Below are 12,902 nucleotides of genomic sequence, written 5' to 3'. Positions count from 1 at the left end.
AATGAGTGATTTTGATGTAATTAAGGGATTTGCTTTTGACATGGACGGTGTTTTAGCTGATACGGCACGATTTCACACGATTGCGTGGCGTAAGATTGCAGATGAAGTGGGGACTACCTGGACAAAAGAGTTAGAAGAAGGACTCAAAGGCATTGATCGTATGGGTAGTTTAGCGTTAATCATAGCCGCTGGTGGTCATGAAGATGAATTTGATCAAACTGCACGTGAAGAATTAGCTGAAAAAAAGAATACGAATTACCGTGAGTTAATATCAAAATTAACGCCTGCAGATATTTTACCTGGGATGCAGAACTTCTTAGATGAACTTAAAGCAAAAGATTATCAATTAAGTGTTGCTTCGGCTTCAAAGAATGCACCATTTATCATTGAACGTCTTGGACTTGATGATTATTTTAAAGCTGTTGTGGATCCTGCATCAGTTTCTGCGGGTAAACCCGATCCAGCTATTTTCTCGGCAGCAGCAGCGGTGTTAAATCTAAAGCCTGAGCAAGTAATTGGCTTAGAGGACTCAGCGGCTGGTATCAAGAGTATTAATGGTGCAGGAGAAATTAGTGTTGGTATTGGGGATGCAACTGTTTTAGCTGAAGCAGATGTTAATTTTGATCAAACTGCGGATGTCACGTTAAATGCAATTAAAATAGCCTTAGGTAAAAGATAAATTAACTAATACCAAAAGATAAATTAAAGAGTACCAATCTACAAAGTAAATTAGTAGATTGGTACTCTTTTTGGATCTATTATTTACTTAAGTTAAAAGCAGGTTTGCCGCTTTTTTAAAGTAGTAAGAAAATTACCATAGTTTTTTATTATAGTGGGTTTTATAGGGTAGTGTACTAAATTCGTTAGATTACCTAACACGTATTATTAAATTCTAATGTATTTCTCTAATTAAAAACTCATTTTAATCAATAGCGATTTTGCTTTTGGATGACTATATTTCTGGATTTTGCTTAAAAATTTTCAGGTTTAATTTTAACCATGCCACATAATAACTTTTAATGAATAATGTTTATATAAATGGTATATAAATAATTCTATTAATATTTTTTTAAATTATATTATATGATTAAAGGTCAGTAAGCGCTTTCAAAACAAAATAACGAAACAACATTATTTTAATCTAATGAGTTGCTTTCATCACATGATTACCAATGTTTTTTATTTACAAATTATTTTTCTAGTGATAAAATCATTAAAATCAAATGAGAAAGGGAAAAGATTATGTCATCATTATTTCGAAAGAAAGATATTAATACGCTGACGAAAAATGCTTCACCGTTAAAACGAACTTTACGTACTTGGGATTTAACCTTCTTAGGAATTGGAGCGATTATTGGTACAGGAATTTTTGTTTTAACTGGTAAAGGGGCTTTAACTGCTGGTCCTGCGTTGTCAGTATCATTTTTAATTGCTGCAATCTGTTGTGGTTTTGCTGGTCTGTGTTATGCTGAATTTGCTTCAATGGCTCCCGTAGCGGGTTCTGCATATACTTATTCATACATTGCATTTGGAGAAATTATTGCTTTTATCATGGGGTGGGATTTGATTCTTGAATACGCCTTAGGGGCAGCAACAGTTTCAGTTGGTTGGTCAGGTTATTTTGTTAATTTATTAGAGAACATGGGTATTCACATTCCAACTGTGCTAACAGCTGCAGCAGGTACAACACCAGGTGTTACCACGTATTTTAACTTACCAGCGTTTGTGATCGTTTTGATTATTACTTGGATTATTTCAATTGGGATTACACAAACGAAACGAGTTAATGATACGATGGTTATCATTAAGTTAGCCGTTATTATCTTGTTCATTGTCTGCACAATTTGGTTTATTAAGCCTGGAAATTGGCATCCATTTAGTCCATTTGGTTTGTATTCACATACTAACGGTGTCGCGACTGGAATTATTCCAGCTGCATCAATTGTTTTCTTCTCATTTATCGGATTTGATTCTGTTTCTTCTAGTGCTGAGGAAACCATCAATCCAAGTAAAACGTTGCCTAGAGGGATTCTATATTCTCTTTTGATTTCTACAGTTCTTTACATTATCATGACTTTGATTATGACTGGAGTTGTAAAGTATACCGTATTTGAAAAATACTTAAATGCACCAATTCTAGCCGTCTTAGCAAAAACGGGCCAAACATGGTTGTCGATTATTGTTAGCTTGGGTGCTATCCTAGGAATGACAACTGTTATTTTGGTTCAACTCTATGGTCAATCACGTATCAGCTATTCAATGTCACGAGATGGTCTTTTCCCAGAATTCTTTGGACACGTTGATGAGAAACATCAGACACCTTTCAAAGGAACTTGGTTCTTTGGTATTATCACTGCCTTAGCTGGTGGATTTATTAATTTAAATATCTTGTCAGAATTGGTTAATATTGGAACATTAACAGCATTCATTCTAGTATCTGCTGGTGTTATGATTATGCGTCGTACGCAACCTGATTTACATCGTGGCTTTAAGGCACCTTGGGTTCCAGTTACACCAATTATTGCCATCGTCTTCTGTATCGTTTTGATCGCTGGTTTGAATTGGGAGACTTGGTTACGTTTCTTAGTTTGGTTGGCCTTTGGTATGATTCTATACTTTAGCTATGGTCGTCGTCACGCTGATGCAAAGTTTTAAAAGACAAGGAGAAATTTGATGACCTATAAGAATATTTTGGTTGGTTTAGATGGTTCTGATCAAGCAGATCGGGCTTTTGCAACCGGGCTATCTTTAGCGAAAATTTTATCGGCTGAATTGCATATCGCATGGGTAGTAAATCGTGATCGTGGTATGGCCTCATCGTTTGGTGTTAGTGAAGACTTCTACCAAGATTTGGCGAAAAAAGTTCAAAAAAAAGTGCAGCCGTATGTCGCTAAAGCAGAAGCAGAAGGTGTCGAAGTGTTTGGTCATACCGTAATTGGTAATATTAAAACAGTATTATCTAAAGATTTACCGGAAGAACATGATATAGACTTGATTGTTGTTGGAAATACCGGTGCTAACGCTGTAGAAAAAATGTTACAAGGTTCACATAGTGGCTATGTAATCAGCCATTCAAGTAGTGATGTTTTAGTTGTTAAATAACTTGGGTTAATGAACAACTTAGTAAAATAATGAAAGAGATACGCAAAATTAAACAAATTTTGTGTATTTTTTTGTTTTTATTTTTAAAACGGTTAACTTAAATTAGTGGGTTAATAGCTAAAGAGAAATGTGGTATGATTTGTGAAACATATCATTAAATCTCAAAGAGGTGTAAAAAATGGCAAAATTTGTTTTTCCTGTATCGAGTATCGATGATTTAAAAGAAAACTATGATTTAATTGTAATTGGCTCTGGTGCTGCAGGTATGACAGCAGCTATACAGGCACAAGAATTAGGACTTAACGTAGCTATTCTTGAAAAGTTAGCTAAACTAGGAGGAAATTCAAATCGTGCTTCAACAGGCATGAATGCTACAGAGACAGTGACTCAGTTAGCCCATCAAGTGATTGATGATCAAGCATCTTTTTATGAAGATATTTGGCAAGGTGGGGGGAAAATGAATAATAAAGAGTTATTAAAATATTTTGTCACACATTCTGAATCAGCTATTAATTGGCTAGAAAAGCATGATATTTTCCTAACAGATTTAACATCTACTGGTGGTATGTCACAAAAACGTGCTCATCGACCAAATAATAAATCGGCAGTGGGTAGCTACTTAGTTAGAGGATTACAAAAGCAATTACTGGATAAACATATTCCACTATTTTCACAAACACAGGCAATACAGATTATAAAAAAAGAAGATAGGGTAGTTGGTCTCAAAATTTATAATAATAAAATTGGTGAAAAAACGATTAAGACAAAGTCTATTTTGATTGCATCAGGCGGTTTTGCACAAAATCAAACAATGTTAAAAAATTATGCACCTGATTTATTGTCATTAAGAACAACTAATCATCCAGGTGCTACAGGTGATGGCATAGAATTAGTTGTTGCAGCTGGTGGGGCAGTGGTTGACATGAACAAAATTCAAGTACATCCAACAACACAACAAGATACTGACCACGTCTATTTAATTGGTGAAGGCGTTCGAGGAGAAGGTGCTATTTTAGTCAATCAAGCAGGACAACGATTTGTTAATGAAATGACCACTCGTGATAAAGTAACAACTGCAATTAATACTTTACATGAAAATGGTGCAACTCTCATTTTTGATCAGGGTGTTCGACAAGCATTTCCTGCTATTGAGTTTTATCAGGCAGTGGGTCTCGTGATGACAGCTGATAGTATATCAAAGTTAGCCCAAAAAGCTCATCTAGATGGAGAAAAATTAACGGAGACGATTGCTAAGTGGAATGCTAATCAATTAGCAGGCCTTGATACAGAATTTGATCGGAAAACGGGGATGGATCGTGACTTAAATTTGGCACCTTATTATGCGATTCATATTAAGCCAGCGATCCATTACACAATGGGCGGTATTAAAATAAATAGATCAACGGAAGTGTTGACAGAGACAGGAAATAAAATTAGGGGGTTATATGCGGCTGGTGAAGTGACTGGTGGTTTACATGGCAATAATCGTATTGGGGGTAACTCTATTGCAGAAACGGTTATTTTCGGTCGTCAAGCGGGGATTCAAGCGGCAAAATATATTTTTAGTAATGAATTGAAGGGTTAGTATCTATTTAATAGGTTTTGCATGACTAATTGTCGTATTTACGGTAATTAGTCATTTTTTTATAAAAAAATTGGAGACCATACAACTTGTAAACGTCAGTTGTATAGCCTCGGGTATAAGTATACTTTATATATATTATTATTATGTTCTTTATTGCGCTGTATAGCCACCATCAACCACAAATTCTGAACCAGTGGCAAATTTTGACTCGTCTGATGCTAGGAAGACGCACATGTAAGCTATGTCATCTGGTTCACCTAAGTGGCCCATGGGTGTCTTAGACCGTTGTGACATTGCTTCAACCATGCCAGGCGTGCTTTCAACCATTGGTGTTTTGATATAACCTGGATGAACCGAGTTGATGCGAATATCATAATCTTTTAATGCACAGTCAACTGCTGCAGATTTAGACATGATGCGGACAGCACCCTTTGAAGCATTATAAGCGCCTAAATTAGAATCACCAACAAATCCTTCAATTGATGACATATTAATGATTGATGCACCGAGATGCTTATTTTTCATTCGTTGAATTCCTAGGCGAGTACCAAAGAATACACCATCTAAATTAACAGCCATAATCTGACGCCACTCTTCGGTTGTCGTATTTTCAATACTATTGCCAACGGCAATGCCGGCATTATTTACTAGTGTTGAAACAGGACCGAATATTTGTTCAGTTTGATTAAATAGGTCAATCCAGCCAGCTTCATCAGATGAATCATGCTGGATGAAACGAATAACATCTGGGGTACCAATTTTTTGGGCGGCTTCTTCACCGATTTGTGACCGGCGACCCGTAATGATAACTTTAGCACCTTCTTGAACAAATCTATTTGCTATTGCCCAGCCAATCCCCAAAGAACCGCCAGTAACAATTGCGACTTTTCCCTTTAACCGTTCACCCATTTTTAAGCCCTCCAAAAAATTCTGTAGTTTATCTATATGTGAATCATATCACATAATAACGAAAAATTGTAAAATAGAAATAATAACTTTTTTAAAAATAGTAATTAAATAAAGCTTTGTAAATAAAAAATATAAATACCTAACTGATTTTTATTGTTACAAAATTCACTATTTCGTTTTTGATTAATATCGTATATAATCAAATCGAGCAAATGTTTATGTAAATACTTATATGTGGTCTATTAGGAAATAAAAAGCAATTACTTACCAAAAATCATTAATATGTATTTACAAAAACCACTTGATAATATTTGCGTAAGCGTTTACTATATAGGCGAAGGTTAGTTTTTATATAAAAGGAGATTTTATGATGGAAGCACTTGTTTTAACTGGCATTAAGGAATTAACTGTAAAAGACGTTGATCGACCAAAGGTTTTACCAAATGAGGTATTGATTCATACGGCGTTTGCTGGTATCTGTGGTACTGATCATGCATTGTATGCAGGCTTACCAGGTTCTGCAGACGCTGTTCCACCAATTGTGTTGGGACACGAGAATTCAGGAGTTGTTGCGGAAGTTGGGGATGCAGTGACAAATGTTAAAGTTGGTGATCGTGTTACTGTTGATCCAAATATTTATTGTGGTCAGTGTAAGTATTGCCGGACAGGTCGGCCAGAATTATGTGAAAACTTATCAGCAGTTGGTGTTACTCGTGATGGTGGATTTGAAGAGTACTTTACGGCACCTGCATCTGTGGTATATCAAATTCCTGATAACGTCTCATTGAAATCAGCTTCCGTTGTGGAACCAATTTCGTGTGCTGTACACGGAATTAAATTGCTAAAGTTATCACCATACCAGAAGGCGCTGGTTATTGGTGATGGTTTCATGGGTGAACTATTTGTTCAAATTCTTCAAGCTTACGGTATCCACCAGGTAGACTTAGCTGGTATTGTTGATGAAAAATTGGCAATGAACAAGGAACAATTTGGTGTTAAAAATACATTTAATACCAAAAATGGTGATCAAATTCCTGCTGAAGAATATGATGTTGTGATTGAAGCTGTTGGTATGCCACAAACTCAAGAAGAGGCGATTGCAGCAGCAGCCCGTGGTGCGCAAGTACTAATGTTTGGTGTTGGTGGTCCTGATGCAACATTTGAAATGAATACTTACGAAATCTTCCAAAAGCAACTAACTATCCAAGGTTCATTTATTAATCCAAATAGTTTTGAAGATTCTCTAGCCTTGCTATCATCAGGTAAATTAAATGTTGAGGCATTGATGTCACATGAACTAGATTACAAAACGGTAGATGATTTTGTTAATGGTAAGTTGGGGGTTGTATCAAAGGCGGTTGTTAAAGTCGGTGGTGAAGAGGCATAAAAATGGACAGTGTGGGGGAGAAACAAGCACAGCGAAATTTATCAATGAGCGCTTCCATTATGTATTTCATAATTTCCTTGATTCTTAATTCTTTAGGAAATGTGTTGACTTTGGTTACATCTGCACATGTGCATCCATCATTTCTTGGATCGGCATATTGGACTGCAGGTGAAGCCAATTTAGGTAATGCAATTTTAGGAAATAACTCATTGGCGCTATTTTGGGCGTTCCTAGTTCTTGGTATGTTGATATCATTTTTAAATGCATTGTTAATGAGAAAACTGGATTGGAAGCGGATCTTCGGTAACTTTATTTTCATGTTACCATTCTCCATTTTTATCCAATGGTTCTCGAATATCTTTAATCAAATTATGCCAGATGCAACGACATTACCCATGATTATTTTGTACACGATTATTAATTTTATCGGTGTTGCGCTTATTGCGACAGCAATTTCTATCTATCAAAGAGTAAACCTGGTTTTGCATCCTGCAGACGATTTGATGCAAATTCTCAGATTTAAATATTTTAAAGGATCAGCTTTTAAAGCGATGTGGGCATCTTATATTCCACCAACTATTTTTGCGATAATTGCGTTTATTATTACTTTCCCATCACTTTATAATTTTGGAATTGGTACATTGTTTGCGTTCCTTTTTCAGGGTAGTATAACAGGAGTTGCTGATCAGTATGTCTTTCGTAATCTGCATCATCAAGCAATTGATGTTGGTAAATAGGAAAGTATTGAGGAGATAAAAATGGCATTTACGGATTATTATTCAGGGTTGCAACACGTGGGGATTCCAGCCTCATCATTACAAGAATCAGAACGTTTTTGGGAAAAATTAGGATTTAAAAAAGTTGGCGATTTTCCGGTTGGTCATGTGATTTTCATGCAACGGGAGAATCTTGTTATTGAAACTTGGACTGGTGATGAAATTGTTGGTAAGCCAGGCGCAATTAATCATATCTCGATGGATACATCAGACGCTGATGCTGCATTTACTGCCGCTAAAGCTGAAGGATTATTACTAATGAATTCTGAAGTACAACACTTACCATTCTGGGATAAAGGCATTAAGTTCTTTAATATTCAGGGACCAGATGGCGTTATCGTTGAATTTTGTGAAATAGTTAAATAATATGGATGAAACGAGTCGGAACAAAATAAAATGTTCCGGCTTTTCTTATTAAAAAACAATATAAACTGCTATTTAACCCTGCCTGAGGAATTTATTCATTTGACTAAAGTGACAACTTTATGTTTATAATTAAGTTGTCACTTTTTAGAAAGCTTGATTTTTACTAAACAAGCAGGAGGAGAAGGTATAATATGTTTGTTTTAGCAAGTGTTTTACCAAAAATACCATTTGGCCCTTGGGTCGATGACGGTGTTAATTGGTTAACAAAACATTTAAGCGGCTTCTTTGGGGCAATTCAAAATGGTGGGAATGCCGTGATGGACACTATGACTAGTGCCTTGACAGGTATTCCAATCTGGCTATTTATTGTCGGAGTAACTATATTCGCCGCCTTAATGTTCGGTAAAAAATGGGGATTCCCACTTTTTACTTTTATTGGATTGATTATTGTTGAGAATCAAGGCTTATGGACAAGTATGATGAATACATTTACCTTGGTTATTATCTCTAGTTTGATTTCAGTTATTATTGGTGTGCCATTAGGGATTTGGATGGCAAAGAATGAAGTTGTCAATAAGATTGTGCAACCAATTTTGGACTTTATGCAGACCATGCCAGCATTTGTTTATTTGATTCCCGCTGTAGCTTTTTTTGGCATTGGTGTTGTACCAGGTGTATTTGCTTCAGTTATTTTTGCATTGCCACCCACAGTTCGTATGGCGAACTTAGGAATACGCCAGGTACCCAATGATTTGGTTGAAGCTGCGGATTCATTTGGATCAACAGGAACACAAAAATTATTTAAAATTGAATTACCATTAGCCAAGAAGACGATTTTTTCAGGAATTAATCAAACCCTAATGCTTGCGTTGTCAATGGTTGTGGTTGCATCAATGATTGGTGCTCCTGGTCTAGGACGTGGTGTGTTAGCAGCTGTTCAAGATGCTGATATTGGTAAGGGATTTGTCAATGGTATTTCGTTGGTTATTTTGGCAATTGTCATTGATCGATTAACGCAAAAGATTAATCAAATGCCAAATCAAAAAGCAGTTCCTTCTAAGTATCATTGGAAAGGGTGGACTGCGCTTCTCGTTGCGCTTGCTATGATTGGAAGTGGTGCTGTCACAGCATTTACAACAGCAAATTCGCAAAAAGAAACGATTAGGATTGCAACGACACCATGGGATTCAGAGAAAGCTTCAAGTAATGTGCTTGCACAAGCATTGAGACAACATGGCTATAAGGTTGAATTGACGTCATTAGATAACTCAATTATGTGGCAATCAATTGCTAATGGCCAAGCCGATGTTTCTGTATCTGCTTGGTTGCCAATGACCCACAAAGCACAGTATCAAAAATATAAGAGTCAGCTTGATATGATGGGTCCTAACCTAAAAGGGGCAACAAACGGATTAACGGTACCTACTTATATGACTGATGTTAATAGTATTAGTGACCTGCAAGATCAGGCAGGTAAGAAGATTACCGGAATTGAGCCAGGTGCTGGAATTACAAAGCTCGCTAAGAATACAATTAAGGCCTATGGACTAGATAAAAAAGGTTGGAAGCTTTCAGAATCATCGACTGGGGCGATGACGGTTGCATTGGGTAAAGCTATCAAAGAAAAGAAACCAATTATTGTTACTGGTTGGCAACCACATTGGATGTTCCAAAAGTATGATTTGAAATACTTAAAGGATCCAAAGAAGTCAATGGGTAGTAAAGAAAATATTTATACAATGTCTCGTAAAGGTTTGAAGAAAGATAAACCTGATGCTTATAAGGCTCTAGATAAATTCCATTGGAGTAAAGATGATATGTCAAGTGTGATGTTAGACATGTCTAATGGTAAATCACCGAAGGAAGCAGCAAATATCTGGATTAAGCATCATCAATCACAAGTTGATTCATGGTTTAAATAATTCAAATTTTTAGTTAGATAGAAGGTTGTGTCATTTAGTAATGGATGATGCAATCTTTTTTTATATGTAAATGTGCGTTGTATTGTATTTAGATGTTTAATTTTATATAATTTATAAAATTATGTGGATTTGATCATTTTTATAAACAAGGGGGAGTTATGAAAAAAATATATCCAGAAAAATTGAAACTAGGTGATGAAATTCGTGTTATTTCACCAAGTTCGAGCATGGCAAAGATTGGCGGAATGGATGCTAATCTAGTTGCAAAAAAGCGGTTAGAGCAATTAGGGTTTAAAGTAACCTTTGGTAAACATATTGATGAAAATGATCAATTATCTTCAGCATCGATACAATCAAGAGTATCCGATTTTCATGAAGCATTTCAGGATGAAAATGTTAAGGCTGTAATGACAACAATTGGTGGCTTTAACTCAAACGAATTATTACCGTATATAGATTGGCAAATTGTATCGCAGAACCCAAAACTTTTCTTTGGATATTCAGACACAACCAGCGTACATTCAGCTATTTTCACCAAAACAGGACTTGTTACCTATTACTCTCCAGCATATTCATCATTTAAAATGGATGAATTACAAGATTATCAAACAGAGCAGTGGCTTCGAGCTGTTAGTGACAAGGATGATGCACACGAATACAAATTATTACCTAACAACTTTTATACCAGTGATCCTTGGTATGATCCAACTATCCCTAGAAATTTTTTGAAAAACGAGTGGAAAATATATAATGATGGACGTGCACACGGAACAGTAATCGGTGGCAACATTCAGACTTATACACTACAATTGGGAACGGAGTTTTTTCACAAGGTACAACACCCGATTGCCTTTCTGGAAGAAGCAGAAGAAGGAGACTATACTGATTTTGATAGATTATTGGCGCAGTTCTTGCAAGTTCATCAAGATTTAGAGGGATTAGTTATTGGTAGATTTCCAAACGAATGTGATATGTCGCAAGAAAAATTACTATATATATTGGATAAATATCCTAAGCTTAAAAAAATTCCAGTTATTTATGATGTTGATTTTGGACACACACAACCCATTTTTACTTTTCCTTTAGGTGGCCAAATTGAATTTTCTACTGAACCATTATTTTTAAAAGTAGTGGAAAAATAATTTCCAATTGCTGACACTTTACTTTTGTGTAAGATTGCGGTATTTTTAAAGCGAAATAAGAGTAGATCACTGAAGGGGGGTGAGGTAGTTGATTAAAGTTAGCATGCTTTATATTTTCTACTGAAAGGCGGTGATCTTATATCTCCCAGTTGTGGGTCAAACAACCGGCAATGAGTCGTTAATTTGTTTAGCGCAGTACTAACTTGCAATATAAAATAATTCATATAGGTCGTGTCAAAGGGCACGGCCTATATTTTTACAGATGAAATGAAGTTATTAGATAGAAGCTTTTTGTTTGGCATAATAAAAAATTATCCCTTGTTTTAGTGCTAAATATTGAGATAAATGAAGAGGGAACGTTAATGAAAGAAACAGGAATCATAAATCATATCGAAATTTATGTTAGTAATTTAGAAAAAACACGGTTATTTTGGGAAACGTTACTTATTCAAAACTTAGGCTATAAAATTTACCAACAATGGGGAAATGGTATTAGTTTTATCCTTAATGAAACCTATATCGTTTTTGTTCAAGCTAAAAAAATTGTGCTTGAATATAATCGCACCAGAGTAGGACTAAATCACTTGGCGTTCACTGTACCAACTAATAAAATACGTTCACAACTGCTTAAGTTTAAGTATAAAGAGTTGTACGCTGAACAATATCCTCATGCTGGAGGTACTGAAAGTTATGCCTTATATTTTGAGGATCCTGATCGTATAAAAGTTGAAGTAGTTAGCAAAAAATAGTCAGTCAATTCAAAATTTAGACTTGAGTAATTGAAATTCAATTAAATACCCCAATTTTTCTTATTTTTAGTTGTATGAACTTTATTCTTAACTATACACAGTACTCTAAACGTTGATATAAAGGCGTTTAGAGACGTGTATAGTTTTTTTATTACATTGATTACAAAATAATGACAGACTGATTTTTAATCAAGTATATAGCTAGTCACCGGACTTAGTTCGGTTAATTTTTTGGTAAGAACTTCCATTATCGATATTAAAGAGTAAGGAGGTGAGAATTAATGGATTATAAAGAAAAAGAAACATTGGGGCAAGCAGTTAAAGCTTGGCGTGAAGATCATCATTATCGCATGGGTGACGCAGCTAAAGTAGCAAAAATCCCATATGCAAGCTTTCAACGCATTGAATATGATCAAGGCAATCCACGGATTAAAAACTTAGCTTTAATTGCTAAGGCACTTGATATGTCAACGGATGAAGTCATTGCACGTTGGTTTACTGACGATGATGACAAACAAAAAGATCAATAACTGAAGATAACATCTAACACAGTAAATGAACGATGTTATCAACAGCTATTGATCTTGCACAATTTAATACATTACCCTCTGTTGCGATTAGTACTGGCATACTTTTTAAAACAGAAAGTAAGTCTATCATTTTCAAAAAATGATGAAAATGAGCTGGTTTCAGTGTGCCATTTTTTAGCACCAAACCTAATGTGAATTCATTATAGCATAATATATTATGCCTTGTGAAGTCATGAATGAAGTGAATTCACAACTTAGGATTATAACTAGTGTTACAAGACGTTACTAAGAGCCACAGAGGGGGTATAGTAGCGTTTTTTGACTATACCAAAATGGTTCTAAGCAGTTACGGTATGCGACGTGGTAACTTGTATGAGCAACTAAGGGGTTCGCATCGCCTACACGTCGTCAGAAAGGTGTCAGAGAACGTTGTA

At 35.6% G+C, this 12,902-nt stretch carries 12 protein-coding genes; 11 read left to right on the top strand and 1 reads right to left on the bottom strand.

The window, feature by feature from the left end; genetic code table 11:
• Position 1: 1 nt before the first annotated feature.
• The 4 genes from pgmB to ACQ4QH_RS05530 all read left to right on the top strand — a co-directional run bounded on the left by pgmB (position 2) and on the right by ACQ4QH_RS05530 (position 4,687).
• Positions 2-679 (top strand): beta-phosphoglucomutase, encoded by a 678-nt coding sequence (gene pgmB / locus ACQ4QH_RS05545; RefSeq protein WP_439818084.1) that lies wholly within the window; start codon positions 2-4, stop codon positions 677-679.
• A gap of 563 nt (positions 680-1,242) precedes the next feature.
• Positions 1,243-2,655, top strand: a complete 1,413-nt coding sequence (locus ACQ4QH_RS05540) for an amino acid permease (protein WP_439818083.1) — start codon at positions 1,243-1,245, stop codon at positions 2,653-2,655.
• Positions 2,656-2,673: 18 nt separating this feature from the next.
• Entirely contained in the window at positions 2,674-3,102 is a 429-nt protein-coding gene (locus ACQ4QH_RS05535; protein WP_439818082.1) for a universal stress protein, read from the top strand.
• Between the two features lie 178 nt (positions 3,103-3,280).
• Positions 3,281-4,687 (top strand): flavocytochrome c, encoded by a 1,407-nt coding sequence (locus tag ACQ4QH_RS05530; protein WP_439818081.1) that lies wholly within the window; start codon positions 3,281-3,283, stop codon positions 4,685-4,687.
• Between the two features lie 150 nt (positions 4,688-4,837).
• On the opposite strand, the gene ACQ4QH_RS05525 is transcribed toward ACQ4QH_RS05530, so the two are convergent.
• On the bottom strand, positions 4,838-5,596 hold the full coding sequence (locus ACQ4QH_RS05525; RefSeq protein ID WP_439818080.1) for an SDR family oxidoreductase: 759 nt from the start codon (positions 5,594-5,596) through the stop codon (positions 4,838-4,840).
• A 370-nt stretch (positions 5,597-5,966) separates the two neighbouring features.
• Between ACQ4QH_RS05525 and ACQ4QH_RS05520 the strand changes: the two genes are divergently transcribed.
• The 7 genes from ACQ4QH_RS05520 (at position 5,967) to ACQ4QH_RS05490 (ending at position 12,468) form a co-directional block, all read left to right on the top strand.
• Positions 5,967-6,983 (top strand): zinc-dependent alcohol dehydrogenase family protein, encoded by a 1,017-nt coding sequence (locus tag ACQ4QH_RS05520; RefSeq protein ID WP_439819509.1) that lies wholly within the window; start codon positions 5,967-5,969, stop codon positions 6,981-6,983.
• 2 nt (positions 6,984-6,985) lie between these two features.
• A complete protein-coding gene (locus ACQ4QH_RS05515) occupies positions 6,986-7,720 on the top strand; it encodes a fructose permease (protein ID WP_216811134.1) in 735 nt (244 codons plus the stop codon).
• A 21-nt stretch (positions 7,721-7,741) separates the two neighbouring features.
• Positions 7,742-8,125 (top strand): VOC family protein, encoded by a 384-nt coding sequence (locus ACQ4QH_RS05510; protein ID WP_439818079.1) that lies wholly within the window; start codon positions 7,742-7,744, stop codon positions 8,123-8,125.
• A gap of 191 nt (positions 8,126-8,316) precedes the next feature.
• Positions 8,317-10,047, top strand: a complete 1,731-nt coding sequence (locus ACQ4QH_RS05505) for an ABC transporter permease/substrate binding protein (protein WP_439818078.1) — start codon at positions 8,317-8,319, stop codon at positions 10,045-10,047.
• A gap of 158 nt (positions 10,048-10,205) precedes the next feature.
• Positions 10,206-11,189 carry a S66 family peptidase gene (locus tag ACQ4QH_RS05500; RefSeq protein WP_439818077.1) on the top strand — a complete coding sequence of 328 codons (984 nt, stop codon included), beginning with the start codon at positions 10,206-10,208 and terminating at the stop codon, positions 11,187-11,189.
• A 362-nt stretch (positions 11,190-11,551) separates the two neighbouring features.
• Positions 11,552-11,938, top strand: coding sequence for a VOC family protein (locus tag ACQ4QH_RS05495; RefSeq protein WP_439818076.1), 387 nt, complete (start codon positions 11,552-11,554; stop codon positions 11,936-11,938).
• Positions 11,939-12,219: 281 nt separating this feature from the next.
• Positions 12,220-12,468 (top strand): helix-turn-helix domain-containing protein, encoded by a 249-nt coding sequence (locus tag ACQ4QH_RS05490; RefSeq protein WP_140837560.1) that lies wholly within the window; start codon positions 12,220-12,222, stop codon positions 12,466-12,468.
• The last annotated feature ends 434 nt before the right edge of the window (positions 12,469-12,902 follow it).

Origin of the sequence: Weissella paramesenteroides, assembly GCF_051903945.1 — a bacterium.
Classification (GTDB): domain Bacteria; phylum Bacillota; class Bacilli; order Lactobacillales; family Lactobacillaceae; genus Weissella; species Weissella paramesenteroides_A.
This window is presented reverse-complemented; position numbering and strand designations above follow the sequence as displayed.